Raw genomic sequence first — 25,000 nt, 5'->3', positions numbered from 1 at the left:
GGTTTGCATGATTCCTGAACTTCGCAGCATTGGCATGGATTTCCCGAAGTGGCAAGAAGCGCTGGAGGCCGCCTACGGCTCCGGCAGCCTCGGTGTATCAGGCGAGGTTCGCGGCGGCCAGGTTCTGCAGTTCGATGACCCCTCAGGCGCCCGCATGGTCGTCCTGGCCGTCGAGCCCTTCGGCTCCTTCGCCAGCTACTCCGGCGGGGCTGCCACCACTGCTCACCTCTCGATGCTGAATGACATCATCGGAGTACTCGATGTGGTTGACGACAGTCCGATGTTGCAGATCGCTGGGCAGCAAGCTCCCACTATCTCTTCCCTTACAGCAACGATCGCTCAGGGCCCGTTACTTGTGGACGCCCCTTCGTTGGAGTACCACCAGTTCCAGATTGGGGCTTTGGCCAGCTCCGTCCGGGTCTACGCGGATTCCACGGAGTTCGCCAAGGACGGCGGCCTCAAGGTCGGCGTGGTCGATTCAAGCGGCCTCAAAGACATCAATTCTCCGGCTACGCCTCCTCACGCAACGGCGGAGATTGCTGTTGAAGCTTCCCAATGGGTCAAGAAGGTCAATGCGTTGACCAGGCAAGAGTTCTGGACTGCGACTGTAAGCTCGCCTTTTGAGTTCACCGTCGTGCTACCAGCAGATGCCGTAGGTAAGGACATAAACCCCGCTAGCGCCACGTCACCGCTGATCGTCTCAGGTACCGTGCAGTTCACCGCCAGCACAGTCGATGCCGCCGGGTGTGGCGGAGCCTGTGGCTCCGGCAGCTGTGGCTGCGGAGGCCACTAAAGGATCGTCTGGCCCCAAGCCACGATCGCCGCAGGGCCGCGGAGCACGGATCCTTCCGCGGAGATCTCTACCTGCACTTCACCGCCTGGAACGTGCACGATCACGGTACCGGTGGCCCGTTCGGCGTCGGCAAGGGCAGCCACAGCGGCAGCGACAGTTCCGGTTCCGCACGAGCGAGTCTCTCCTACCCCTCGTTCATGAACGCGCATGTGCACTGCTCCCGCATCGTCCAGCGGAGTGAGCACCTCTAGGTTCACGCCGTTCGGGAAGAACTCTGGGTCGAACTGCACTCGCTGTTCGATCGGCAGCTCTCTAAGCTTCTGCGCGGTCAGGTTCGGCACCACAGCGGCTAGGTGTGGATTGCCCATATCCACTCCGAGTCCCGCAACCTTCACGTCGCCTACCTGCGCGGTGGACACACCCAATACCTCCGGGGAGCCCATCTCCACGCTCACAATGGCGTGTTCCTGTTTTTCGCCGCTAACTTCATGCACCTCTACGAGCTTGCGGCCGGCGCGAGTGCCAATACCGAACTGCTCACCGGCCTGTACCTTTCCCTGAGAGCACAGCACATGGGCAAAGACTCGCACTCCATTACCGCACATCTCGGCCAGGGAACCGTCGGCGTTGCGATAATCCATAAACCATTCCTCGCCTTTTACACCCTCCGGAAGTGCATCCAGCACACCCGCACCAATGAGCGCGTCTCCAGTGGCTATGCGGATCACCCCATCACCGCCAATTCCGGCTCGCCGATCGGCGAGCTGTCGAACACGATTCTCCGTGAGATCCACCTCGACGGACTCATCCATGAGGACAACGAAGTCGTTTTCCGTGCCGTGGGCTTTAAAAAAGTCGATCATGCAGAACACTCCTTATTAGCTGCTCATTCCCAATGCCTCGGTGGCTTCGCGGACGGGGTCGGGAGAAAAGGCGTCAATCCAAAAAATTCTTTGATCCCTACGGAACCAGGAACGCTGCCGTCGAGCATAGCGCCGGGTGCCAGTGATGGTTCGCTCGATGGCCTCCTCTAAGGTGAGCTCGCCGGAGAAGTAGTCCAACACCTGGGCATAGCCGATAGCCTGTCCGGCTGTGGACTCGCGAATCAGCCCCTCGCCGACCAGCGATCGAACCTCTTCCACCAGCCCGTGGTCAAACATCTGGCGCACGCGCATTTCGATGCGGGGATTAAGCCATTCAGCGGGGGCATTCAACCCCAGCAGGCGCATGTTCCACCGGGGCACCGAGTCCTTCGGAGGCTGGGAAGCAGCAAAAGGTTTGCCCGTAAGTTCGATGACCTCCAAGGCGCGGACCGTGCGTCGCGGATCGTTGTCTTCGATAACGCGGGCCGCCTCGGGATCTATCGTCGCGAGGTGTTGATGCATAGCGGCGACGCCACGTTCATCCAAACGGCGCTGCCATTTTTCACGCACAGCCGGATCCGTCGGCGGGAAGTCCCACTCGTCTACCAATGCCTGTACATACATCATGGATCCACCGACGATGACGGGTGTTTTTCCCCGGGACAGAATATCTTCCACCGTCTCGATTGCCCCCGCCCGGTACTCCGCCACACTCGCAGGTTTAGTGACCGGCCAGATATCCAGTTGATGGTGCGGAATCCCCTGTCGCTCTTCCACTGGAACCTTTGCGGTACCAATGTCCATCCCCCGGTACAGCTGCATAGAGTCGATGTTCACCACCTCCCCGTCCAGCTGCTGTGCAAGGTCCAAGGAGATTGCCGTTTTGCCGGAAGCAGTGGGGCCAACGACGGCGACAGGGCGAATCTGAGCGGAAGAACTCATAGAAACATAGTGTAGCGGTGCAGCTGATGTAATAATTACTTCATTGCCTTGCATAAGGCGATTGGCATGTTTTGGTTTGAGGTAGGAGTTTCCGCAATGACTGAGCCCACGAATTCTCGCCCGGCACCCAAGCCCGGCCCGAAGCCCGGATCGAAGGGAGCTCCGGCTGGGGGCGTCACCATCCCCAAGAACGATCCGGCGAAGTTCGGCCGCGTGGATCAGGATGGTGTGGCGTGGGTAAAGACCGCCGACGGTGAACGCCAGATTGGTGAGTATAAGGCAGGCACTCCGCAGGAGGGGCTGGCGCACTTCGGCGCCCGATACGATGACCTCAGCACCGAGGTCAAAATGCTTGAGGCTCGTCTGGAAAGCCACCCGGAACAGGCTCAGACCATTCGCCATGACGCGAAGATCCTGCAGCAGTCGCTCAGCACTGCCGCAGTCATCGGGGATATTCCGGCGCTCTTTGCACGCCTGGAAAAAATTTCACAGCGCACCGAGACCGCGGAACAGCAGGTTGCAGAAGCTAAACAGCAGCGCCGCGATTCCGCCCTGGCGCAAAAGGAAGAGCTGCTCACTGAGGTCGAGGGCATTGCCGCGGCCGATCCGACCACTGTGAATTGGAAGCGCAGCGGTGAGCGCATCCGCGCCATCGTTGAGCAATGGCGCGGCATCAAGGGCGTCGAGCGCTCCACCGATGACGAACTATGGAAGCGATTCTCCAAGGCTCGCTCCGAATTCAATCGCAATCGCCAGGCGCATTTCGATCAGCTGGACCGCAACCGCGAGCGAGCACGGCTGAAGAAGGAAGAACTCATTGAGCAGGCTGAGGCGCTACAGGATTCCACGGAGTGGGGTGCGACCAGCGCCAAGTTCCGGGACCTCATGAGCCAGTGGAAAGCCGCTGGCCGTGCACCCCGCAACGTCGACGATCAGCTATGGGAGCGTTTCCGCAAGGCTCAGGACGTATTCTTCGCCGCCCGTAAGGCCGACAGTGCCGAGCGCGACAAAGAATTCGAGGCAAACGCGGAAGCCAAGCAGTCGCTCATCGACGAGTACTCCCCCAAGATCGATCCGCAGGCTCACGGTCTAGACAAAGCTCGCAAGGTTCTCCACGAACTACAGGAGAAGTGGGAGCAGATCGGCTACGTTCCCCGCGGTCGCGTCCGCGAGTTTGAGGACAAGATCAAGTCCCTCGAATCGCGCGTAAAGGAGGCCGCGGATGCCGAGTGGCGTCGCACCGACCCGGAGGCACAGGCGCGCGTAGCACAGTTCCAGGCGAAGGCCGACCAGTTCAACCGCGAGGCCGAGGAAGCCGACAAGGCCGGCAAGTCCGCTAAGGCAGAAAAGCTCCGCGGCCAAGCTGCCCAGTGGCAGGAGTGGGCAGACACTGCTGCCGCTGCCTTAGAGGATTAGTCTTCCTGCCCAGATTCCCGCGCGGATTCTTGTTCCGCCTTGCGCTGGCGGCGAGCCTTCGCGCGGGCGCGTCGATCATCCACGATGACTGCATCCTCGCGTTCTTCAATTCCCATGCGCAACCGCTGCTGTGCAAGACGAGATTCCTCGTCCTTGTGAGCTTCCTCGCGGCGAGCTGCTGCCAAAGCTCGCTGTAGCGGGTTCTTCTGAAACACCACCGCGGATAGTGCAATAAACAGTACCGTCAGGCCAAGCAGACTAAACAGCAATGGCACAGCCGGCCCCTCGCCAGATGCAGTTGGCGGCTGGGTTTGGCGTACCCACACCGCAAACACGTTGTACCACCAGGCAACGCCAGCAAAAGCCCAGTTAGCCCACGCCACCAGCCACGACTTCGAAACGATCGTGCCGATGGTCAGCAGTATGGCAGTGAGGCGTAGCCAGGAGAAGATAATCTCCGGCATTGCCGTCTGCTCATTCTGCGCCACCGGGGTGCTAAAAAGCACGTCGAAGCCGCGCGCCTCGCCTGCGTGAGGCAGGAAGATCATTACGAGTGGCACAACGAAACCAAAGATGATCATGGGAAGGTAGCTTCCCAACACCACTCGCCCTGCGATCCGACGTTCCGCACCGCGCAAGTCGTCGCGGTACTGCGCCAGCTCATCCACCTGCTCTGGTGTGTTCGAGCTTTCGTTTTGGCTACTCACAGCCGCATCCTCCTGTGTTGCATCCGCCCGCTGTTGTCGGCTCGGGCTTCTTCAGACTCGGCATTCCTAGTCCGACGCCCACCGGCGCCGTCGTCGGAGTTTCGCCGAGCTCCGTCATATCCCCTGCCCGGGTGCGCCTATGGTTCGCTACTCCGCCGTCGGCGATGAGGAAGTGCGGCGCGGCGTCACTAATAACGACTTCCACAACGTCACCGGCACGAATATCACCCTCAGGGGTGAAGTGCACGAGTCGACCATCGCGGGCACGGCCCGAGCGACGGTGAGTGCGGTCATTCTTGCGTCCATCGGCTTGCACAAGCAGCTCTTGTGTAGTGCCAATTAGCTTGTGGTTTTCCTCTTCGCTGATGCGCTCCTGCAGCGCGAGCAGGCGCTCGTAGCGGTCTTGTACAACTGCCTTGGGCACCTGGTTCTCCATCTCTGCAGCTGGAGTTCCAGGGCGCGGGGAGTATTGGAAGGTAAATGCACTGGAGAACCGCGCCTTTTCAACCACGTCCATGGTGGCCTGGAAGTCCTCCTCAGTTTCCCCTGGGAAGCCAACGATGATGTCGGTGGTGATCGCGGCATGTGGGATTCGTTCGCGCACTTTATCCAGGATTGCTAGGAACTTCTTGGATCGGTACGAGCGCTTCATGTCCTTCAACACCTTGTCCGAGCCGGATTGCAGCGGCATGTGCAGCTGCGGGCATACTACCGGGGTCTCGGCCATGGCATCGATGACATCATCGGTGAACTCGGCTGGGTGAGGGCTAGTAAAGCGTAGGCGTTCGAGCCCTTCGATCTCTCCGCAGGCGCGCAGCAGCTTGGAGAATGCGGTGCGGTCGCGCTCGAGGGTCTCGTCGGCAAAATTAACGCCATAAGCATTGACGTTTTGGCCGAGCAGCGTAACTTCACTTACGCCCTGGTCCACGAGAGCCTTAACCTCTGCGAGGATCTCCCCCGGACGGCGATCCTGCTCCTTGCCACGCAGTGAGGGAACGATGCAGAAAGTACAGGTGTTGTTGCAGCCCACGGAGACTGATACCCACCCGGCATAAGCGGACTCGCGCTTAGCGGGCAGCACAGAGGGGAATTCTTCCAGCGAGTCGAAAATCTCGACCTCTGCCTTGTGATTGTGCGCGGAACGCTCCAGCAGGGTCGGCAGCGATCCCAGGTTATGGGTGCCGAATACTACGTCTACCCACGGGGCTTTCTCCACGACGGTTTGCTTGTCCTTTTGCGCCATGCAGCCGCCAACCGCAATCTGCATCCCCGGATGCTCGTCCTTAATGGCTTTCATCTGGCCGAGCGTGCCGTAGAGCCGTTTGTCTGCGTTTTCGCGGACGGCGCAGGTATTAAACACCACCACGTCCGGCGTTGCGCCCTCGTCTGCGGGGACGTATCCGGAGTCCTCCAGCAGTCCGGATAGCCGCTCGGAATCGTGGACGTTCATCTGGCAGCCAAAAGTGCGCACTTCGTAGGTGCGAGGCTGGCTCGTTTGCGTCTGAATCGTCTGAGTCACGTGGATTACCCTACCCCTTTGATCACTGCGATTACGAAAGGGCAGATGCTCGCTTGGCGACGCCGCGCTACAGGTCCGCCACTCGGGCATCCAGCGCGTGGCGCGCAAACTGCAGAGCTAGGCCTTCCGGAAACCCTCGCCTGGCCGCCACCCCGACCACACGGCGAAGTGCCTTGTCGTATTCCTTGCGATCTGCGGGCGGGTGTTTGATGGTGGCCGCCTTCTTCGTCACTAGTTCCTGCAAGATCTGTTCCTGGGAGTCATCGTCTACCTGATCCAGCGCTTCCTCGATAACAGCGGGGGCAATACCCTTGCGCTGCAGCTCTCGGCGCAGCACAGCGACGGACTTTTTCTGATTTCTCTCCCGCTGGCGCACCCATTCGCAAGCGAAGGCAGCATCGTCGAGCATGCGGCTTTCGGTACAGCGGCGGATGACCTCCTCTACGCCCTCAGGCTCGAAGTCAGCATCCAGCAGTCGACGTCGTAGCTCCTCAGTAGATCTGGCTCGGTGGTTTATTAGGCGAACAGCCTTGGCTTTGATCGGCGCAAGTCTTTCCTCTTCCGCGGCATCTACCAATCCCCCGCCTTCGCTGGGCGAATAGTTGGCAATTGCCTGCCGTAGGGCATCGATCTTCTGTTCGCGCTCGCTACTCTTCGCCGTCATCGTCGAAATTCGGGCTCAGTTCGATCGGCTTATCTTCATCCAACTGCTCGTCGGTAGCACCTTCGCCCGACTCGTCCTTCATTTTCGCGTACGGGCCGATCTTCAACTCGCGGGCGATGCGATCTTCCAACTCGGTCGAAAGATCCGGGTTGTTCTTCAAGAACTCACGGGCCTTCTCCTTGCCCTGGCCCAGTTGGTCTCCGTCATAGGTAAACCAAGACCCGGACTTCTTGATCAATCCGGTCTCCACGCCTAGGTCAATGATCGAGCCCTCGCGCGAAATACCCTCACCGTAGAGGATGTCGAACTCTGCAATCTTAAATGGCGGTGAAACCTTGTTCTTCACGATCTTCAAACGGGTGCGGTTACCCACTACGTCCTGGCCGTCCTTTAGCGCCTGGATACGGCGAATGTCACAGCGTACGGAAGCGTAGAACTTCAGGGCCTTACCGCCGGTGGTGGTCTCCGGGGAGCCGAACATAACGCCGATCTTCTCGCGTAGCTGGTTGATAAAGATCGCCGTCGTGCCTGTCTGGTATAGCGCACCGGTCATCTTGCGCAGCGCCTGGCTCATAAGGCGAGCCTGCAATCCGACGTGAGAATCGCCCATCTCGCCATCGATCTCCGCCTTGGGCGTCAATGCCGCTACCGAGTCCACAACAATAATGTCGATCGCGCCGGAGCGGATCAGCATATCCGCAATCTCCAGCGCTTGTTCGCCAGTATCCGGCTGCGATACCAGCAGCGCGTCAGTATCTACACCTAGAGCGCGAGCATATTCCGGATCGAGCGCATGCTCAGCATCGACGAAAGCCGCAATGCCGCCTGCACGCTGTGCCTCCGCAATCGCATGCAGCGCCACGGTCGTCTTACCGGAGGACTCTGGGCCATAGATCTCAACCACGCGACCACGCGGAAATCCACCGATACCCAGAGCCGCATTAATAGCGATATTGCCGGAGGAGATCGCCTGAATTGGCGGGCGGGTATCGTCGCCCAGACGCATGATGGCGCCTTTACCGAAATCCTTTTCGATCTGCGCCATTGCAAGCTCCAGAGCCTTAGACCGATCCTTCCCCGCCGCGGCAGTCTGCTTCTTCTTCGGTGGCATAGAGTTGCTACTCCTTACATCTGCTGTGTCTAGATTGCCTTGTTTTATTTGCGCATCCTGCGCTTCTTGCGTGATAGCTACCATCTTCTTTGCACCCCCGATCCCCTTAGACCGAGGGTGCTTCGAAAAGGTTCATAGATAGTTGTACTCGACCATGCGGACAACCATCGTTCCGACACACACCCTACACGAACCTTTGTTCGATTGTTTAATCAATTGCCCTAGCGACTCACAACGTAGGCGTCAATAAGAAACAACCAGCAACACTAGATATCCTCACCTAAACGGCGCTCTTCCGGAACATCGAAGTCCTCACATAAAGCGATCCATACATCGCGCGGATCATACCCCTGTTCGATTAGCGCTGCGGGCGTATCCCCCAGGGAACTCAGCACATGGGTATCTGCGATAAAAGCGCGGAAGCTATCGCCGAATTCCCCCTCGGTTAGTCGGTCAAACTCTGTTCTGCGCATAGCTCCCCAATCTACACCCCCGTCCCCCCACACTTCTTGAACAGTGTTCAAGTCTGAACGCAATCCCGATTAATATGGCATTTATGTCAACCTCCGAAACTACAAAATTCAAAGCGGTAGACCTCGCATACATTGCTGTTTTCGCCGCACTTATCATCGTCCTCGGTGGCGTACAGTTTCCCGTCGGTATCTCCGGCGTGCCTATCGTTCTCCAAAACATGGGCATCGTCCTCGCCTCTCTCATTCTCGGCTTCTGGCGCGGCGGCCTGGCCACCACCCTGTTCATCGCCGTCGGCTTCGTTGGTGTTCCCAACATGGCCGGATGGAAACCCGCCGCAGCTGCCGTCGCCGGCCCCACTGTCGGATACATCGTCGGCTACGTCATCGCCGCCTTCGTAATCGGCCTTATTGCCCAATACGCGCCGCGCAACTCTAAGGGCCGCGCCACAGTGTTCTTCCTTGCTGGCATCGTAGGCGTGATCATCCAATACATCTGCGGTACCGTCGGCCTCATGGTTCGCCTCGATTACGGCCTCGGCACCGCGCTCGCTACCAATGGCCCGTTCATCCCCGGAGACCTAATCAAGGTAACGCTAGCCGTCGCCATAGCCCTGGCTGTGACCAAGGCAGTCCCCGACCTGCTGCCGACCAAGCGCAAGGCCTAAAATGCCCGTCATTGAGTTTGACCAGGTGGGCGTCACTTTCGACGGCACCGCAGGTCAACGTACCGTTCTGCACGACATCACCCTGACATTAAGCGAACGACGCATCGGCATTATCGGCTCCAATGGTTCCGGAAAATCCACGCTAGTCCGGCTCATTAATGGCCTGGCCGATCCAACAACCGGACAGGTTCTCGTCGATGGCCTCAATGTCACCAAACGCGGACGCCAGGTGCGCAAGAAGGTCGGTTTTGTATTTAGCGACGCCGACAACCAGATCATCATGCCGACGGTTGCCGAAGATATCGCGTTTTCGCTGCGTACGATCTCCAAGAACGGCCGCGAGCGAAGCGAAAAAGTCGAGGCAATGCTGCATGACATGGGACTGGAGCACCTAGCTGATGCCTCGCCACACTTTCTCTCCGGCGGTGAAAAGCAATTGCTAGCTCTCGCTTCCGTACTGATCGTCGAGCCGGAGCTGGTGATTGCTGACGAACCCACGACTCTGCTCGACCTCGGCAATAGGCGCATGATCGCCGCCACCCTGGCTAATCTCCCACAGCAGCTGATTGTGGTTTCCCACGATCTGGAGCTTTTGGAGGACATGGAACGAGTGCTGTGGATCGATGAGGGTACGGTACGCGGAGATGGGCCTGCGGACAAAGTTATCGCCGACTACGTGGCTAGTTTCGGCGGATAGAGGCACAACCGATGGCAAAATCACTGCACATCCATGTGCCACTATCCGTCTATCACCCTGGGAACTCCCCGGTTCACCGCGCACCTGCGGGCTTAAAAATTTTTTTGCTGCTCATTTTCCTGGTCGGCAGTGCCATCTGGGCTACCGAGCTATGGCAAGCCACAGTGGTCGCGGGCATCACGGCACTGTGCTTTCTCGTGGCGCAGATTCCCTTCAAACTCGTGCTGCGACAGCTTGTTGCACCGTCGCTGCTGCTGGTCGCCTTCGCGCTATTGCTGTGGTGGCAACGTGACTTCTCCACAGCGCTGACCTATTTTGTCGTGATCCTCTCCGCAGTATCGATGGCCACGCTTCTAACATTGACCACGACCATCGTGGCACTCATGGACGCGGTGGAAGCAGGACTTCGCCCATTGAGCCGGATTGGCCTGCCGGTGGAAACTATCAGCCTTCTCATGGCGCTGACTATCCGCCTCATTCCCTTGACCGCTCTAACGGTCAACGAAGTGTTAGACGCAAGAAAAGCACGGGGCGCATCGCGCTCCGTGCTGGCCTTCGGCGTGCCGGTGATAGTCCGCAGCCTCTTGCGCGCCCGCCGTCTAGGCGAGGCACTGAAATCCCGTGGGGTGGGTAACTAGCTCTCGCCGCGTAGCTGACGCATACGTTCGGCGACAGCGTCCTGGCTGACGGCCCCTGCCTGTGGCTGGGCCTGTTCAATGGCTTGCGGCTGCTTCTGGCCGCTATTCATCTCCGCGCGAATCTGCTCCAGACGGGAATGACCCGCCATCTGGATACCTGCACGCTCTACCTCAGCCATACGTCCCTGAACGGAGTTCTGTGCGAGTTCGGACTGTCCGAGGGCATTGGCATAACGGCGCTCAATCTTCTCGCGCACCTGATCCAAGTTCGGGGTGCCATTGGCAGCAACGGCATCCATCGACTTCAGGGAGTCAGCGACCTTTTCCTGCATCTTGGCCTGCTCCAGCTGGCTCAGCAGCTTGGTACGCTCCGCCGCCTTTTGCTGCAGCTGCATGGAGTTACGCTCAACCGCCTGCTTGGCCTGTGCCGCCTGCTGCAAGGACTGGTCGTGCAAGCTCTTCAGATCTTCCACCGACTGCTCGGCGGTCACCAGCTGGGCCGCAAAAGCCTCGGCAGCATTCTCGTACTCCGTTGCCTTCTGCTCATCGCCCTGCGAGCGAGCCTTATCGGCCAGGTTCAGCGCTTGCTTGGTGTTAGCCTGCAGCTTCTCAACTTCCTCGAGCTGGCGGTTCAGCTTCATCTCCAGCTGACGCTGGTTTCCAATCACCGCAGCGGCCTGTTGGGAAAGAGCCTGGTGCTGCTTTTGTGCTTCGGCAATGGCCTGTTCAATCTGAATCTTCGGATCGGCGTTCTCTTCGATCTTGTTGTCAAAGAGTGCCATCAGGTACTTCCACGCCTTCACAAACGGATTAGCCATGGGGGTTCTGGCTCCTTTTAAGGGGTTTAAGGGTTAAAAAATTTTCGTTTTACGCGAATGATTCTAACAAGTTTAGGGGTCGTCTCGCCCTATGTACGTGCCCGTTCCCCTGCACTCGTCGCCATGTTCGCGGCCAGCTCTGCCGCTGCGGCATCCAGTGCCATCATCGACGCTGCTTCCAAAATCACCGAAGCCACCGATACCGCCATCGCGTGGCACACGCTGGCCAGCAGCTCAGAGGAAACTTCCTTGCGTCCGCGTTCCAATTCGGAAAGATATCCCGGACTGACGTTCGCCAACGCAGCCAATTGCCGCAGGGTGAAACCGTTGTTTGTGCGGTATTCCTTCAGCGTCGCCCCCAACGCTTCACGCAGGAGTGGCTCATCCGCCGGCATCCGCTCGCTCGGACGCTCAACCGCTACCGTATCCATGACCATCGTATTGTGACTCATCAATCATCCCAACGTCTCTGGCGGCGAATTTGTTCCCGCCAGTCTACTCGCTCGCTAACTCCATCGCGCGGATTGCGCTGAACTGGCGAATCTTCGCCCTTAACTCCACAGAATCCAATCCGGCGAACTCGCCAGCCTCACGCCTTTGGATGAATTCCGCATACAGGTTCTCCACCCTCGCGCCCCGCGAGCTATCAAAAATGCCAATAAACACCTCGCCCACCGGATGACCGTCCTGGGGATCCGGCCCAGCAACTCCTGTGAGCGCTACTCCCACATCGGCACTGCATCGCCCAGCTACACCCTCTGCGAGCTCAGCCGCCGTCTCCGCAGCCACCGGCCCGTGCTCTTTGAGAGTCTGTTCACTTACTCCCGCTAGGTCGTGTTTGGTGTCGGTCGCATAAACAATGACGCCACCTCGCAGAACCGCTGATGCCCCCGGTACCTCTGCAATAGTGGCCGCGCATAGACCTGCAGTGAGGGATTCAGCCGTGGCAATGGTTCGCCCACTGCGGGTGAACTCGGTGACCAAATGCTGTGCGGCCAGGTTCACGGGCATTTAGGCGTTTTCCTTGCGTGAGTCGAGGATGTACTGCACACCAGTGACGACTGTTTGGACAACGGCCACACCCATAACGATCATCGCAATGGTCTGTACCACCCCGCCGAATGGGAGGATATAGAGGAACACAGCCAGAGTCTGCAGCACGGTCTTTAGCTTGCCGCCCTTCGAGGCGGGAACGACGTTGCCCTGACGAGCCAACACCATTCGCCAGACGGTAATTCCCAACTCGCGTACAACAACAATTGCCGTTACCCACCACGGCAGCTCGCCGAGAATATTCAGGCTGACAAAAGCCGAAATCATCAATGCCTTATCGGCAATTGGATCCGCGAGCTTTCCGAAGTCGGTGATGACCTCGTAACGCCGCGCTAGAAAGCCATCCAGCTGGTCGGTAAACATCAACAGGCAAAAAGCCAGCAGTGCCCACCAGCGGTGCGCCCGATCGCTTTCTGCCCCGGCGATCTCCCAATCCCCCGAAGTCAGAATCAACCATAGGAACACCGGGATCAGAGCAATGCGAACGCACGTGAGGACATTCGGCAAACTCACGCTATGGACAAACGTTCCAAACGAAGATCGCGGTGCTGAAGTATTCACAGATACCTATCCTACCGCGGAGGTCTCTTCGTTTTCCTGTGCCTTCTTGCCCACCGTAAGGCTCAGCACTGTTGTCACAATCAGCACGCCCACAATCGTCAGCAGCGATACTTCCACGGAAACCTCAGGAACCGACAGCCCCTGGCCGCCGTTAATAAACGGCAAGTTGTTTTCGTGAAGAGCGTGCAAAATCAGCTTCGTTCCAATGAAGGCCAGAATGATGAATAGACCGTAGGACAGGTACACCAGACGATCCAGCAAGCCATCCAGCAGGAAGTACAGCTGCCGCAATCCCAGTAGTGCCAGGGCGTTAGTCGTGAACACAATGTACGGTTCGCTCGTAATGCCGTAGATGGCAGGGATGGAGTCGAGTGCAAACAGCACGTCTACGAATCCGACGGCCACCAGGGCAATGAAAAGTGGCGTCAGTACCTTCTTGCCATTTTCCTTGAACCACAGGCGATCCGACTCGTAGTGATCCGAGACATGAATAAACTTGCGCACTGCCTTGATAATCATCATGTCTTGCGGATCCTGCTCCTCCTCACCGGAGATCTCATCCCACAGCAACTTGGCGGCCGTCCACAGCAGGAAAAAGCCGAAGAGGTAGAACACATCGGACCAAGCCTCAATAATCGCTGCACCGAGGGCGATGAAAACACCGCGCAGGATCAGCGCCAGGGCGATGCCGATGAGCAGTACCTTTTGCTGGTACTTGCGGGGGATCTTAAACGAGCTCAAGATCAGCGCAAAGATGAAGAGGTTATCGACGCTCAAGGCCTTCTCGGTGATATAGCCTGCGAAGAACTCCATGCCGTGCTGGTGTGGATTGTCCGGTTCACCCCAAGTCAGCCACAGGAACCCACCGAACAAGAAGGCCAGCGCGATATAGAAAAGGCTCCATAGCGCCGACTCTTTCATCGATGGCTCGTGGGGCGTCTTGACGTGACTATAAAAGTCGAAGACAAAGAATCCGGCTACCACCACAATGGTGATGATCCAAGTAAGAGCATTTACTTCCATTAAAAATCCTCCGGTCGTTAAATGGCGTCACTAAAAAGACCGGAGGTCTCCCCTGCCCGTTCCACCGAAGTGACGAGCCGACATGACCGGGAGGATGAAACCTGCCGTGTTGACGATCAATGTCGAGGGCGCCGAAGAATTTGGCGTAAGGGTACTCCCCTCCAACAGTCGATAACCTTACACGAGTCCGCTCGGCGGGTTCGCAGAGACCACGCGAGTGTCGGAATCTGAGTCGTCGACGCCGTCGGATTCAACGGCGGCAGACGCCTCGGCGTCCATGACCTCCTTAGGCGCATCCTCGGGGTTAGCCCCCTTGATCATCCACAGCATCGTCTCAAGTTCTTCCGGCTTCACCAGCACCTCGCGTGCCTTGGAGCCTTCAGAAGGTCCGACCACACCGCGGGTCTCCATGAGGTCCATTAGGCGGCCGGCCTTGGCAAAACCAATGCGCAGCTTACGCTGCAACATGGACGTCGAACCGAACTGGCTGGTAACAACCAGCTCCACGGCTTGCAACAGATCTTCCAGATCGTTGCCGATATCCGGGTCAATATCCTTCTTCGCCTCTGCGGCCTTGTCCTCAGTCACGCCCTCCCTATAGTCAGGCTCGGCCTGGGTCTTTGCGGCCTCGACAACAGCGCTGATTTCCTCATCGGTGACAAAAGCACCCTGAATGCGCTGTGGTTTGCCGGCTCCTTGCGGGATGAACAATCCATCGCCCATGCCGATCAGCTTCTCGGCACCACCCTGGTCCAGGATCACGCGGGAGTCCGTCGAGGAACTAGTGGCGAAGGCCAAGCGGGAAGGCACATTCGTCTTGATCAAACCGGTGACCACGTCGACGGAAGGACGCTGCGTTGCGAGCACCAGGTGGATACCTGCAGCGCGGGCCTTCTGAGTAATGCGCACAATCGAATCTTCGATCTCGCGCGGGGCAGTCATCATCAGGTCGGCGAGCTCGTCCACCACGCACACGATGTAAGGGTACGGACGGTACTCACGCTCGGATCCCAAAGGAGTCGTGATCTCACCGGACTTGACCTTGCGGTTGAAGTCCTTGATGTGGCGCACGCGGCTGGCCTTCATGTCCATGTACCGCTGCTCCATCTCCTCCACCAGCCAGTTAAGGGCCGCGGCGGCCTTCTTCGGCTGGGTGATGATGGGCGTGATCAGGTGCGGAATGCCCTCGTAAGGGGTCAGCTCCACCATCTTCGGGTCCACCAGGATCAAGCGAACCTCGTCCGGAGTCGCACGGGTCAGCAGTGACACCAACATCGAGTTCACAAACGCCGACTTACCGGAGCCCGTAGAACCGGCCACGAGCAGGTGCGGCATCTTCTGAATAGAGTGCGCCACAAAGTCGCCCTCGATATCCTTACCCAGGCCAATGACCATCGGGTCGTGGTCGGAAATCACCTTAGGTGCTTCCAGCACGTCGCCCAGACGCACCATCTCGCGGTCGGAGTTGGGCACCTCGATACCCACGGCAGACTTGCCGGGGATAGGGGTGAGCAGGCGCACGTTGTCGGTGGCTACTGCGTAGGCCAGGTTGGATTGCAGGTTGGTGATCTTGGAAACCTTCACACCCGGGCCCAGTTCGACCTCGTAGCGCGTTACTGTCGGTCCACGGCTAAAGCCAGTCACCTGCGCATCGACATTAAATTCCTCGAATACATCGGAGATCGCCTCGATCATCCGATCATTCGTTTCACTGCGAGTCTTCGGCGCCTCCCCGTTTAGCAGCAGGTCCGTTGAAGGCAAGGCGTAGTCGCTGTCCTTCTTTACGACGCCCTCAGGCACATCCTCTTCCAATTCCGACTTGGGCGTCGAGGCAGGAATGGCCGATGCATCTATGCCGGAACGAGCGACAATAGCCTGTCGCACAGAATCGCGAGAATTGGCGACAGGATCCTTCTTCGCCCGTGGCTTGGGTTGTGGCTCCTTCTTGGGCTCAGGCTTGGGCGTGGGTGCTGGTGCTGGAGCCTCCGCCTCGTCGTCATCCAGTAGCTCCGCAACATCCTGCACCTGGGGTGCGGGCTTCTTCGGCTGGGGCTTACGCTTGCGCTTCTTCGGCGTATCCAGGACGAGAGTCTCATTCGAGTCGTCGTCATCCTGTCTAGTCTGAACCGGGTAATTGTCCATCGGGGTTCGACGTGCCGCGCGTGTGATCTCGTGATCTACGTGACCGTATTGGTCATCCTCGTCAAAGGAGTCATAGTCCTCGGAGCTGTCGACATTGCCAGTACTCCACCAATTTCCGACCCCCAGGAAATCAGCAGCCAGGTTGTAGATCTGCTTTACGGTCAGTCCTGTGAGCTGCAGCGCACCATAAACAATGGCCAGAAGCAGCAACGGAATAGCGAGGTAGGTGCTGAAGCCGACTGCCATCGGCGTACCAATGGCCTGACCGACCAGACCGCCCGCAGCGGATTTGCCCGAAGCGTCCGTGGGCTGTCCGGCAAAGAGGTGAATCAACCCCAGCATCGGTAGCACAATGAGAGCCGTCCCCAGCCACAGACGAGCCGTCGAGCGTTGGGTTCTTTCGACGCCCACCATCAGTACCCAGGCGGCAAAAGCCATGGCGATGGGGACGACGTATCCACCCGCGCCAATGATCCAAGTCAGTAGTCCAGCAATTCCATTACCCACTGCACCACCAACGCCGAACCACAAGGTTCCGGCAAGGATCAGAGCTACCGCGAACACTCCAATCGCGGCGCCGTCGTAGGAACCTCCAATGCGCGCTGGCTCGTTGCTCATGTTGGGATCTTCGGCACTGAAGTCGGCGTCGAAACCATCGTCCTCAGTATCCGGCGTCCAGTCGTCGCTGGCGCGAGCACCACGACGCTTGTCAAGCCTTTTCGCTTGACTCGATCGAGATCCTCGCTGGCCACCCCGCTTGGAGATCACCTGCGTTTCCGCCTCCTCTAGAAAATCTGCATCGTCAAAAGTGTCAAAATCGCTTGCGTTACCGCGGGAAGCGAGGCGACGAGTCAAGCCGCCGATCCCGCGCGCTGCACCGCTAAAGGCCGAGCCAAGGGAATGCCCCACCACACCAAAGGCACTGCCGGTGCGTTCAAAGTCCCCCGTGTCACCGAAGCCAGAGTAGCCTGAGCTGACCGGCGAAACGGCACGAGTGTCCTCGAACCCACCGCGCCGGCTGGAGCTCGGTCGATTGGCGTGCGAACCCCTACTGCGGGGCGCTGAGCTACGAGAGCGACTAGTGACAGACATGGCCACCACTTTAGTCGCAGCAATCACAGTAGTCACATGAGCAACACGCGCTTTGTTCTAAAAAGATCGCTAGAAGATGTGTCGCTTAATGCGAGCTACAGTAGCCTCGTCCCCCGGTGTGAGCGTGACGTTAGCCGCAGAATCGCGGCCATAGAGCCATAGCAACAGCTCCCCGGCGTCACCGCTCACCCGTACCTCGTCGGGGGTATCGGCTCCAGCCCGCACCACTGCTGCCTCCGCGCCATCCGTTCGCTCTATAACGACGTGGATGCGTGAGGAGCGCAGGCAGAACTTCGCCATCTTGCTTACGGCTTTCCACAGGCTCTCTCGGGCAGAATTTGCCAAATCACGCGGAGAGTTATCCCCTCCCCCACGTCGCAGATCCTCATGGTGAATAAAGTTCTCTGCCAGGTTGGCGTATTTGTCCGCCAAACGCATTGGATTCCACGTGGGCGGGCCATTGCGGTACATCTCCACCAGCTCGGCAAATGGCTTGGACTCGTAGTCGTGACTTACGGTATCCAGTCGATTCGCCAGCCCTTTAAAGAACATGCCGGCAGCGGCATCTGGACGATACTCGCGGATCACCAAATGAACCGCTAAATCACGTGCAGTCCAGCCCTCGCACAACGTAGGTGCATCAGGACCGGACTGCTGTAGAAGATCTGCCAGCGCTTCGCGCTCTGCTTGGGAGGTACTTACGTTATAAGGTTCCATGCCACCCAAGCGTAGCGAAAAGCTAGATGGACTCGCGGGCTTCTTCCTCCTCGAGCTCTTCAACGATCTCGGAGCTCATCGGGACGACGGTCGGCACGATCATCGGCTTGCGGTTCCACTTATCAGAGATGAGCTTGCCCACCTTACGGCGGATTGCCTGGGCCATGCGATAGGGATCGTTCTCTCCCTCGCCAGCCAGGTCGATCATCACATTGTCGACCTTCTCCTGGATTTCCTTCAGCATGTCGCGCGCGTCGTCGGAGAATCCCTTGGCCTGGACGCTCGGCGCCTCCAGCGGACGACCGGTGCGGTTGTCGATGACAGTGGTGATCGAAATCAGGCCACCCTCAGACATCGTCGTGCGGTCTTCCAGCACGCTGCTGTCAATGTCACCCATGCGGGTGCCGTCGACGTAGAGATTACCGACGGTAATTTGGCCAACAACCTTGGCGTGACCATTATGGAGATCCACGACCACACCGTTTTGCGCCAGCGGAATGTTATTCGGGTTCACACCAGTGCTGATTGCCAGTTCCTTGTTGGCACGCAGGTGCCGCCACTCGCCGTGTACGGGCATAGCGTTGCGCGGGCGGGCAGCGTTGTACAGGAATAGAAGCTCACCGGAGTAACCGTGGCCAGAGGTGTGCACCTTAGCGTCACGACCAGTAATGACGGTTGCGCCGATCTGAGACAGCATGTTGATTACGCCAAAGACCGCTTCCTCGTTACCCGGAACCAGGGACGAAGACAGGATGATCAGGTCGCCATCGCGAACGGTGATCTGACGGTGCTCACGGCGTGCCATGCGGGACAGAGCCGCCATCGGCTCACCCTGTGTACCAGTCGTAATCAGCACGACCTTGTGGGGAGCCATCCTTGCGGCGTCGTCCATAGAGACGATAGTGCCGCGTGGCACGTTCAAGTAGCCCATGCGCTCGGCAATTTCCATGTTGCGGATCATCGAGCGACCGTTGAAAGCAACCTTGCGGTTGGCTGCCACGGCAGCGTCCACAGCGGACTGCACACGGGAAACGTTAGAGGCAAAGGAGGCGATAATTACGCGCTGCTTGGCGTCACGCACCAGGCGCTTCAATGTCGGCGCAATATCTGCCTCGGACCCGGATACGCCCGGGGTAGTCGCGTTCGTCGAGTCACACAGGAACAGATCCACGCCTTCGTCGCCAAAGCGAGACAGCGCCGGCAGGTCGGTCGGGCGACCGTCCAGCGGGGTCTGATCCAGCTTGATGTCACCAGTGTGAACCAGCAGACCAGCACCGGTCTTCAGGGCAATGCCCAGGCAGTCCGGGATCGAGTGGTTCACAGCGAAGAAGCGCAGATCGAATGGTCCGCGACTCTCGTGCGAGTTCTCATCAACCTCGATGAGCTTCGGACGCTGACGGTGTTCCTGCGTCTTCGCCGCGATCAGAGCACACGTGAAACGGGAGGCAATGATCGGGATATCGGCACGCTGCTTCAGCAGCCATGGAATAGCGCCGATGTGATCCTCGTGGCCGTGGGTGATGACCAGCGCTTCCACGCGATCCCACTTGTCCTCCAAGTAGCTAAAGTCCGGCAGGATCAGATCCACGCCAGGCTCGCCGGAGCTCGGGAAGAGCACACCACAGTCGATAATCAGCAGGCGACCTTCGTACTCGAAGACGGTCATGTTGCGACCGATTTCGGAGATACCGCCCAGCGCAACGATGCGCAGGCTGCCCTTTGGCTGCTTCGGCGGCTTCGGCAGACGCTGTGTCAAGTCAGCACCCTGCATAGCCTTCAGAGCGCCCTTGCGACGGTCGCCCCCACGGCCACCGCGGCCACGGCCTTTATTGTTGCCGCCATTACCGCCGTTACCACCATTGCCACCACGGCCACGGCCGCGGGAGCGACGGTTCCGGTTGCGGTTGTTGTTCTTGTTGCCGCCACCGTTGTTACCGCCATTATTTTCGCCATTGCTTTCGCTGTTGTCGCCGTTGTTCTTAGCGACGCCACCGTCGTTGAAAACGGTCGCAGCCTCAGCGTTGGAGACAGCGGTGTTATCCGATTGTGCTTCCGCTTCCGCGCTCGGCGGAGCGGCCTTCCGAGTCACCTTGCGGCCTCGGGAACGTTGTTCAGTCATATTTTCCCTATACCCCTGCTGTCTGCAGGTCTTGAGCCAGCTGATCCATCTCAGCGGCGGTTGGTTCGATGATGGGAAGACGCGGTGCACCCACGTCCTTTCCCTTTAGCTTCAGTGCTGCCTTCGCGAATGTCACGCCCCCGAGGCGAGCCTGTGCCTTCTGCAGCGGCTGCAGTTGCACTGCAATGCTACGGGCAGTGGCGATATCGCCAGCGTCGAACGCATCCCTTAGTTCCTTAAGCTGTCGCGTTGCCACATGGCCAATCACGGAGATAAAGCCGGTGGCACCTGCGGCCAGCCACGGCAGGTTCAGCGGGTCATCGCCCGAGTACCACGCCAGGTCAGTGTTCTCGATGAGCTCCATGGCTGCGGCCAGGTCGCCCTTGGCGTCCTTCACAGCGGCGATCTGCGGGTGATCGGCCAGTCGGCGCAGGGTTGCTGGCTCCACCGGAACGACGGAACGGGAGGGAATGTCATAGACACACACTGGAATATCCACTGCGTCCGCAACAGTCGTGAAGTGCTGGTAAATACCCTCTTGGCTGGGACGGGAGTAGTAAGGAGTCACAACCAGAAGAGAATCAGCACCGGCCTCCTGCGAGGCGCGGGACATTTCTACGGTGACAGCTGTGTCATAGGACCCGCTTCCGGCAATCAGCTTAACGCGGTCGCCGAGCTCGGATCGTACTGCTCTGAGCAGGTCAAGCTTCTCGGTCGCACCCGTGGTGGGTGATTCACCGGTGGTACCGGCCAAGACCAAAGAATCGCAGCCCTCATCCACGAAGTGGCCTGCTAGTGCCACGCCCGCGTCCAAGTCGACGGAGCCATCCTTCTTAAAAGGGGTCACCATCGCAAGAGAGATAGTTCCGAAGTGTGCGGATCCCCTTGTTGCTGCGTTACCTGTACTCATGACTTCCCAGACTACCTTCCTTCGCGAGAATCTCACGTATTTGGGTGCTTTTCCTTGCGTTTAGATATTGTCTTGCACTCGCTGTGCACCAAATGAGGCGAATTACCCTAAGACTCCCCTACATAAGGGCTCGTTGCCATTTCCCCGCCATCGTGCAGCTGGGTGATCGAAAAATCCTCGAACACATTCGGCGCCACTGCCTGCAGCTGCCGGAGACATGCCACCGCAATCCGGCGAATCTCCGGATCGGCGTGCTCGGCGGCGCGCATGGCGATGAAGTGTCGCCAGCTGCGGAAGTTACCACTCATAACGAAACGAGTCTCAACGCAATTCGGCAGCACCGCTCGGGCCGCCTGTCGCGCTTGCTTGGTGCGCAGTACGGCGTTTGGTTCCTCCGCGAAGTCCTCGCCGAGGCCGTCCAAAATCTCCCTGTAGGCGTCATATGCCACATCAGCGGCCTGCAAAAACAGCTTTTTGAGATCCGCATTGTTGGCTACAGCCTCGGGCACCACCACACGTGCCTCATCCGCGGGCACATAACGCTGCGAGAGCTGGCTAAAACTGAAGTGCCGGTGGCGCATAATTTCATGGCTGCAGGAACGCGAAACTCCCCGCAGGTACATCGATGCACTGGCATGCTCCAGCAGGGTGGTGTGCCCGACGTCCATGATGTGTCGCACATAGGCCGCATTCGTGGCTGTGTGGGGATTGGGCTTATCCCACGTCTCGTAGCAGGCTCTTCCTGCAAACTCGACTAAGGCCGCGCTGTCTTCAGCGTCGGTGTGCCAATCCAGATCTGCCACAGGGTGAAAAGCCGTGTGGCCAACCAGATCTATCTGTAGGGGTGCAACGGTAGCCATGAACTAGGCCTCTGCACCGCCGTCGAGGCCTAGGAACTTTTCCAGCCCAATTGTCAGGCCAGGGTTTGCACCAATCTTTTCCACGCCGATCATGATGCCGGGTACGAAAGACTCACGGTCGTAGGAATCCTGCTTGAGGGTCAGGGTCTGCCCCTTCGTGCCGAAGATGACCTGCTCATGGGCAACCATGCCGGTCATACGTACAGCGTGGACAGGCACTCCCTGGACGTCTGCGCCACGCGCGCCGTCGAGGGACTGTGTTGTGGCGTCGGGCTGCTCAGCAAGACCTGCGGCCTTGCGAGCGCGGGCAATACCTTCTGCGGTGTGCACAGCCGTGCCAGACGGAGCATCCACCTTGTTCGGGTGGTGCAATTCTACAACCTCGGCAGACTCGAAGAAGGGCGCGGCAATCTCCGCAAACTTCATAGTCAGCACAGCGGAGATAGCAAAGTTCGGGGCAACCAGCACACCAGTCTGCGGAGCATCCTGGAGCCAGCCGCGAACGGTGTCGAAGCGCTCCTCGGTCCAGCCCGTGGTGCCTACTACCGCGTGGATGCCGTTCTTGATGCAGAACTCGAGGTTGCCCATCACTGCATCGGGAACAGTGAAGTCCACCACGACCTCAGCCTTGTTGTCCACCAACGCCTGGAGGTCATCGCCATGGTCGATGGCAGCTACCAGCTCGTGGTTCTCGTCAGCCTCCACGGCAGCCACAATGGCACTGCCCACGCGGCCTCGAGCGCCCAATACACCAATGCGAGTCATGAAATAATCACTCTTTCCTGCTAGTTTGCGACTAGTTCTCTTCGACCAAAACCAGGGAGATCTTGCCGCGGTTGTCGATGTCCGCGATCTCCACCTCGAGCTTGTCGCCCACGGAGACTTCGTCTTCGACGCGCTCGATGCGACGGTCCCCACCCAGGTTGGAGATGTGGATCAAACCGTCCTTGCCCGGCAACAAGGAAACGAAAGCACCAAATGCAGTGGTCTTCACGACGGTACCCAGGAAGCGATCGCCGACCTTCGGCTGCTGTGGGTTAGCGATCGCATTGATCTTTTCTTCTGCCTGACGTGCAGACTCGCCGCCGACAGCGGAGATGAATACCGTGCCATCGTCCTCGATGGTGATATTCGCACCAGTTTCCTCGGTGATTTGGTTGATCGTCTTACCCTTCGGGCCGATAACCTCACCGATCTTGTTCTGGGGGATGGAGATGCTGGAGATGTGCGGAGCTAGGTCGCTCATATCATCAGGCGCGTCGATAGCCTCATTCATCAGCTGCAGGATCTCCAGGCGCGCGGTGCGGGCCTGTTGCAGAGCCTCCGCCAACACGTCGGAGGGGATGCCGTCCAGCTTCGTATCTAGCTGCAGAGCCGTCACGAACTCGCTCGTACCGGCGACCTTGAAGTCCATATCGCCGAAGGCATCCTCGGCGCCCAGGATATCGGTCAGGGTGACGTACTTGTCCTTGCCGTTCTTGCCGACCTTGCCCGTCACTAGGCCCATAGCGATGCCTGCCACCGGAGCCTTCAGCGGCACACCCGCGTTGTACAGGCTCAGCGTAGAGGCACACACGGATCCCATGGAGGTCGAACCGTTGGAACCAAGAGCCTCAGACACCTGGCGGATAGTGTACGGGAAGTCATCACGGCTGGGGATAACGGGCGTCAATGCGCGCTCCGCCAGAGCACCGTGGCCGATCTCGCGACGCTTCGGGGAGCCCACCCGGCCAGTCTCACCAGTGGAGTACGGCGGGAAGTTGTAGTGGTGGATGTAACGCTTCGTAGTCTCCGGACCCAGCGAGTCGATCTGCTGCTCCATCTTCAGCATGTCCAGCGTGGTCACGCCCAGGATCTGGGTTTCGCCACGCTCGAACAGAGCGGAACCGTGAGCACGTGGAATGAGCTGCACGACGATACCCAGGTCGCGGATCGTGGTGCTATCGCGGCCATCGATGCGGAAGCCCTCCTCCAGGATGCGGCGGCGAACCACTGCCTTGGTTACCTCGTTGTGAGCGGCTCGAATCTCCGCCTCTCGCTCCGGGAACTCCGCCAGTAACTCGTCGACATTTTCCTGCATGTTCGTGGCCAGAGCCTCATCGCGCTCCTGCTTATCCGCGATGGCCATGATGTCTTCGAGTGCGTCCTTTGCCTCCGCCTCAACCGAGGCATAGACGTCCTCGCCATAGGGCGGGAATAGTTCAAACTCACGCGTCTCGGCGTCCACCGCCTTCGCCAGCGCAGTCTGTGCCTCGCACAGCGTGGCGATGAACGGCTTCGCGGCCTCGATACCCTGCGCCACAACTTCTTCGGTCGGAGCCGGTGCACCTTCGGCGATGCGCTCGACAACCGTGTCGGTCGCGCCAGCCTCTACCATCATGACGGCCACGTTCGGCTCACCGGCATTGGCGTTCCTGCCACGACCGCGACCACGCCCGCGGGAAGGCTTCACCGACTCGGTGACGCGACCAGCAACAACCAGCTCGAAGATTGCCTTCTCTTCCTGCTCACGCGTCGGGAAAGCGATCCACTGACCTTCTGCATGATCCTCATCCACAACCAGTGCCATGCGCACGCCGCCAACCGGACCGGAAACCGGCAAACCGGACAGCTGAGTGGAGGCCGAAGCGCCATTGATAGCCAGCACGTCATAACGATCCTGCGGATCCATCGACAGTACCGTGACGATGACCTGCACCTCATTGCGCAGGCCACGTACGAAGGTCGGACGCAGAGGTCGGTCGATCAGCCGAGCAGCCAGGATCGCATCCGTACCCGGTCGACCCTCACGGCGGAAGAAGCTTCCGGGAATGCGGCCGACGGAGTACATCCGCTCCTCCACGTCGACAGTCAGCGGAAAGAAGTCGATGCCCTCGCGTGGTTGGCGGGACGCTGCGGTGGTGGACAGCAGCATCGTGTCCTCATCCAGGTACGTCGTCACTGCGCCGTCTGCCTGGCGGGCCAGCAGCCCGGTCTCGAAGCGGACGGTGCGGGTACCGAAATCGCCGTTGTCGATGGTGGCTTCTGCCTCCCACACCCCGGCGTCCGGGTCGACGAGCTCTGCTTGAATGTTCTGCTTCTTCGTACTCATGATGGAGTTTCGCAATCGCCTTTCTGCGTTACCTTGCGTTGCACACCACGGCGGCTCACTTTTCGTCTGGTCTTCGGTGCCGACGCCACCACCGTGGAGATTTATTTCACTATTCGATTGGCTTTT

Annotated in this window: 24 protein-coding genes; 5 read left to right on the top strand and 19 right to left on the bottom strand. The window is 59.0% G+C overall.

Annotated elements, in window-relative coordinates; genetic code table 11:
- Positions 1–7 precede the first annotated feature (7 nt).
- Positions 8–793, top strand: coding sequence for a hypothetical protein (locus tag ACUY2T_RS08415; RefSeq protein ID WP_448308257.1), 786 nt, complete (start codon positions 8–10; stop codon positions 791–793).
- Here the strand turns inward: ACUY2T_RS08415 and dapF are convergent.
- Positions 790–1,656 (bottom strand): diaminopimelate epimerase, encoded by an 867-nt coding sequence (dapF, locus tag ACUY2T_RS08410; RefSeq protein WP_448308256.1) that lies wholly within the window; start codon positions 1,654–1,656, stop codon positions 790–792. The genes ACUY2T_RS08415 and dapF overlap by 4 nt on opposite strands.
- Before the next feature lie 15 nt (positions 1,657–1,671).
- Positions 1,672–2,598 (bottom strand): tRNA (adenosine(37)-N6)-dimethylallyltransferase MiaA, encoded by a 927-nt coding sequence (miaA, locus tag ACUY2T_RS08405; protein ID WP_448308255.1) that lies wholly within the window; start codon positions 2,596–2,598, stop codon positions 1,672–1,674.
- 96 nt (positions 2,599–2,694) lie between these two features.
- On the opposite strand from miaA, the gene ACUY2T_RS08400 reads away from it, so the two are divergent.
- Positions 2,695–4,014: a DUF349 domain-containing protein gene (locus ACUY2T_RS08400; RefSeq protein ID WP_448308254.1), complete on the top strand. Its 1,320-nt coding sequence runs from the start codon at positions 2,695–2,697 to the stop codon at positions 4,012–4,014.
- Here ACUY2T_RS08400 and ACUY2T_RS08395 read toward each other — a convergent pair.
- The 5 genes from ACUY2T_RS08395 to ACUY2T_RS08375 all read right to left on the bottom strand — a co-directional run bounded on the left by ACUY2T_RS08395 (position 4,011) and on the right by ACUY2T_RS08375 (position 8,488).
- Positions 4,011–4,721: an Rv2732c family membrane protein gene (locus ACUY2T_RS08395; protein WP_448308253.1), complete on the bottom strand. Its 711-nt coding sequence runs from the start codon at positions 4,719–4,721 to the stop codon at positions 4,011–4,013. The genes ACUY2T_RS08400 and ACUY2T_RS08395 overlap by 4 nt on opposite strands.
- Complete coding sequence (miaB, locus tag ACUY2T_RS08390; protein ID WP_448308252.1) at positions 4,714–6,240, bottom strand: tRNA (N6-isopentenyl adenosine(37)-C2)-methylthiotransferase MiaB; 1,527 nt, start codon at positions 6,238–6,240, stop codon at positions 4,714–4,716. Before miaB ends, ACUY2T_RS08395 begins: the two co-directional genes overlap by 8 nt.
- A gap of 67 nt (positions 6,241–6,307) precedes the next feature.
- Positions 6,308–6,904, bottom strand: a complete 597-nt coding sequence (gene recX, locus ACUY2T_RS08385; RefSeq protein ID WP_448308251.1) for a recombination regulator RecX — start codon at positions 6,902–6,904, stop codon at positions 6,308–6,310.
- Positions 6,888–8,015, bottom strand: coding sequence for a recombinase RecA (gene recA, locus ACUY2T_RS08380; protein WP_448308250.1), 1,128 nt, complete (start codon positions 8,013–8,015; stop codon positions 6,888–6,890). Before recA ends, recX begins: the two co-directional genes overlap by 17 nt.
- A gap of 266 nt (positions 8,016–8,281) precedes the next feature.
- Positions 8,282–8,488: a DUF3046 domain-containing protein gene (locus ACUY2T_RS08375; RefSeq protein ID WP_293790192.1), complete on the bottom strand. Its 207-nt coding sequence runs from the start codon at positions 8,486–8,488 to the stop codon at positions 8,282–8,284.
- Positions 8,489–8,562: 74 nt separating this feature from the next.
- Between ACUY2T_RS08375 and ACUY2T_RS08370 the strand changes: the two genes are divergently transcribed.
- From ACUY2T_RS08370 to ACUY2T_RS08360, 3 genes are read left to right on the top strand one after another with little or no spacing between them, the layout of a single operon-like run.
- Positions 8,563–9,153, top strand: a complete 591-nt coding sequence (locus ACUY2T_RS08370; RefSeq protein WP_293790189.1) for a biotin transporter BioY — start codon at positions 8,563–8,565, stop codon at positions 9,151–9,153.
- A 1-nt stretch (position 9,154) separates the two neighbouring features.
- Positions 9,155–9,850 carry an energy-coupling factor ABC transporter ATP-binding protein gene (locus ACUY2T_RS08365; protein ID WP_293790186.1) on the top strand — a complete coding sequence of 232 codons (696 nt, stop codon included), beginning with the start codon at positions 9,155–9,157 and terminating at the stop codon, positions 9,848–9,850.
- An 11-nt stretch (positions 9,851–9,861) separates the two neighbouring features.
- A complete protein-coding gene (locus ACUY2T_RS08360; RefSeq protein WP_448308249.1) occupies positions 9,862–10,488 on the top strand; it encodes a CbiQ family ECF transporter T component in 627 nt (208 codons plus the stop codon).
- Here ACUY2T_RS08360 and ACUY2T_RS08355 read toward each other — a convergent pair.
- From ACUY2T_RS08355 to ACUY2T_RS08300, 12 genes are all read right to left on the bottom strand, one after another.
- The gene (locus ACUY2T_RS08355) at positions 10,485–11,306 is read right to left on the bottom strand and encodes a PspA/IM30 family protein (RefSeq protein ID WP_293790180.1); all 822 of its coding nucleotides are present in this window, start codon (positions 11,304–11,306) and stop codon (positions 10,485–10,487) included. The genes ACUY2T_RS08360 and ACUY2T_RS08355 overlap by 4 nt on opposite strands.
- 89 nt (positions 11,307–11,395) lie before the next feature.
- A complete protein-coding gene (locus tag ACUY2T_RS08350) occupies positions 11,396–11,743 on the bottom strand; it encodes a helix-turn-helix domain-containing protein (RefSeq protein WP_448308288.1) in 348 nt (115 codons plus the stop codon).
- Between the two features lie 58 nt (positions 11,744–11,801).
- Entirely contained in the window at positions 11,802–12,317 is a 516-nt protein-coding gene (locus ACUY2T_RS08345; protein WP_448308248.1) for a CinA family protein, read from the bottom strand.
- On the bottom strand, positions 12,318–12,920 hold the full coding sequence (gene pgsA, locus ACUY2T_RS08340; RefSeq protein ID WP_293790174.1) for a CDP-diacylglycerol--glycerol-3-phosphate 3-phosphatidyltransferase: 603 nt from the start codon (positions 12,918–12,920) through the stop codon (positions 12,318–12,320). It lies immediately after the preceding gene.
- A 6-nt stretch (positions 12,921–12,926) separates the two neighbouring features.
- Positions 12,927–13,943, bottom strand: a complete 1,017-nt coding sequence (locus tag ACUY2T_RS08335) for a TerC family protein (RefSeq protein ID WP_448308247.1) — start codon at positions 13,941–13,943, stop codon at positions 12,927–12,929.
- 177 nt (positions 13,944–14,120) lie between these two features.
- On the bottom strand, positions 14,121–17,177 hold the full coding sequence (locus ACUY2T_RS08330) for a DNA translocase FtsK 4TM domain-containing protein (RefSeq protein ID WP_448308246.1): 3,057 nt from the start codon (positions 17,175–17,177) through the stop codon (positions 14,121–14,123).
- A gap of 69 nt (positions 17,178–17,246) precedes the next feature.
- Positions 17,247–17,894 (bottom strand): TIGR03085 family metal-binding protein, encoded by a 648-nt coding sequence (locus tag ACUY2T_RS08325; RefSeq protein WP_293790167.1) that lies wholly within the window; start codon positions 17,892–17,894, stop codon positions 17,247–17,249.
- 22 nt (positions 17,895–17,916) lie between these two features.
- Positions 17,917–20,013, bottom strand: coding sequence for a ribonuclease J (locus tag ACUY2T_RS08320; RefSeq protein ID WP_448308245.1), 2,097 nt, complete (start codon positions 20,011–20,013; stop codon positions 17,917–17,919).
- Positions 20,014–20,020: 7 nt separating this feature from the next.
- The gene (dapA, locus tag ACUY2T_RS08315) at positions 20,021–20,923 is read right to left on the bottom strand and encodes a 4-hydroxy-tetrahydrodipicolinate synthase (protein WP_448308244.1); all 903 of its coding nucleotides are present in this window, start codon (positions 20,921–20,923) and stop codon (positions 20,021–20,023) included.
- 107 nt (positions 20,924–21,030) lie between these two features.
- The gene (gene thyX, locus ACUY2T_RS08310; RefSeq protein ID WP_293790158.1) at positions 21,031–21,783 is read right to left on the bottom strand and encodes an FAD-dependent thymidylate synthase; all 753 of its coding nucleotides are present in this window, start codon (positions 21,781–21,783) and stop codon (positions 21,031–21,033) included.
- Between the two features lie 3 nt (positions 21,784–21,786).
- Positions 21,787–22,548 (bottom strand): 4-hydroxy-tetrahydrodipicolinate reductase, encoded by a 762-nt coding sequence (gene dapB, locus ACUY2T_RS08305; protein WP_448308243.1) that lies wholly within the window; start codon positions 22,546–22,548, stop codon positions 21,787–21,789.
- Positions 22,549–22,579: 31 nt separating this feature from the next.
- Positions 22,580–24,874: a polyribonucleotide nucleotidyltransferase gene (locus tag ACUY2T_RS08300; RefSeq protein WP_448308242.1), complete on the bottom strand. Its 2,295-nt coding sequence runs from the start codon at positions 24,872–24,874 to the stop codon at positions 22,580–22,582.
- Between the last annotated feature and the right edge of the window lie 126 nt (positions 24,875–25,000).

Source organism: Corynebacterium sp. 22-2729 (assembly GCF_053479475.1).
Note: the sequence above shows the minus strand (reverse complement) of the source record. Positions and strands in the feature narration are given on the sequence as shown.

Excerpts from the sequence above, each read along its gene's own strand:
- ACUY2T_RS08415 (WP_448308257.1), top strand. The coding sequence starts at position 8 with ATGATTCCTGAACTTCGCAGCATTGGCATGGATTTCCCGAAGTGGCAA.
- dapF (WP_448308256.1), bottom strand. The coding sequence starts at position 1,656 with ATGATCGACTTTTTTAAAGCCCACGGCACGGAAAACGACTTCGTTGTC.
- miaA (WP_448308255.1), bottom strand. The coding sequence starts at position 2,598 with ATGAGTTCTTCCGCTCAGATTCGCCCTGTCGCCGTCGTTGGCCCCACT.
- ACUY2T_RS08400 (WP_448308254.1), top strand. The coding sequence starts at position 2,695 with ATGACTGAGCCCACGAATTCTCGCCCGGCACCCAAGCCCGGCCCGAAG.
- recX (WP_448308251.1), bottom strand. The coding sequence starts at position 6,904 with ATGACGGCGAAGAGTAGCGAGCGCGAACAGAAGATCGATGCCCTACGG.
- recA (WP_448308250.1), bottom strand. The coding sequence starts at position 8,015 with ATGCCACCGAAGAAGAAGCAGACTGCCGCGGCGGGGAAGGATCGGTCT.
- ACUY2T_RS08375 (WP_293790192.1), bottom strand. The coding sequence starts at position 8,488 with ATGCGCAGAACAGAGTTTGACCGACTAACCGAGGGGGAATTCGGCGAT.
- ACUY2T_RS08370 (WP_293790189.1), top strand. The coding sequence starts at position 8,563 with ATGGCATTTATGTCAACCTCCGAAACTACAAAATTCAAAGCGGTAGAC.
- ACUY2T_RS08365 (WP_293790186.1), top strand. The coding sequence starts at position 9,155 with ATGCCCGTCATTGAGTTTGACCAGGTGGGCGTCACTTTCGACGGCACC.
- ACUY2T_RS08360 (WP_448308249.1), top strand. The coding sequence starts at position 9,862 with ATGGCAAAATCACTGCACATCCATGTGCCACTATCCGTCTATCACCCT.
- ACUY2T_RS08355 (WP_293790180.1), bottom strand. The coding sequence starts at position 11,306 with ATGGCTAATCCGTTTGTGAAGGCGTGGAAGTACCTGATGGCACTCTTT.
- ACUY2T_RS08350 (WP_448308288.1), bottom strand. The coding sequence starts at position 11,743 with ATGGTCATGGATACGGTAGCGGTTGAGCGTCCGAGCGAGCGGATGCCG.
- ACUY2T_RS08345 (WP_448308248.1), bottom strand. The coding sequence starts at position 12,317 with ATGCCCGTGAACCTGGCCGCACAGCATTTGGTCACCGAGTTCACCCGC.
- ACUY2T_RS08335 (WP_448308247.1), bottom strand. The coding sequence starts at position 13,943 with ATGGAAGTAAATGCTCTTACTTGGATCATCACCATTGTGGTGGTAGCC.
- ACUY2T_RS08330 (WP_448308246.1), bottom strand. The coding sequence starts at position 17,177 with ATGTCTGTCACTAGTCGCTCTCGTAGCTCAGCGCCCCGCAGTAGGGGT.
- ACUY2T_RS08325 (WP_293790167.1), bottom strand. The coding sequence starts at position 17,894 with ATGGAACCTTATAACGTAAGTACCTCCCAAGCAGAGCGCGAAGCGCTG.
- ACUY2T_RS08320 (WP_448308245.1), bottom strand. The coding sequence starts at position 20,013 with ATGACTGAACAACGTTCCCGAGGCCGCAAGGTGACTCGGAAGGCCGCT.
- dapA (WP_448308244.1), bottom strand. The coding sequence starts at position 20,923 with ATGAGTACAGGTAACGCAGCAACAAGGGGATCCGCACACTTCGGAACT.
- thyX (WP_293790158.1), bottom strand. The coding sequence starts at position 21,783 with ATGGCTACCGTTGCACCCCTACAGATAGATCTGGTTGGCCACACGGCT.
- dapB (WP_448308243.1), bottom strand. The coding sequence starts at position 22,548 with ATGACTCGCATTGGTGTATTGGGCGCTCGAGGCCGCGTGGGCAGTGCC.
- ACUY2T_RS08300 (WP_448308242.1), bottom strand. The coding sequence starts at position 24,874 with ATGAGTACGAAGAAGCAGAACATTCAAGCAGAGCTCGTCGACCCGGAC.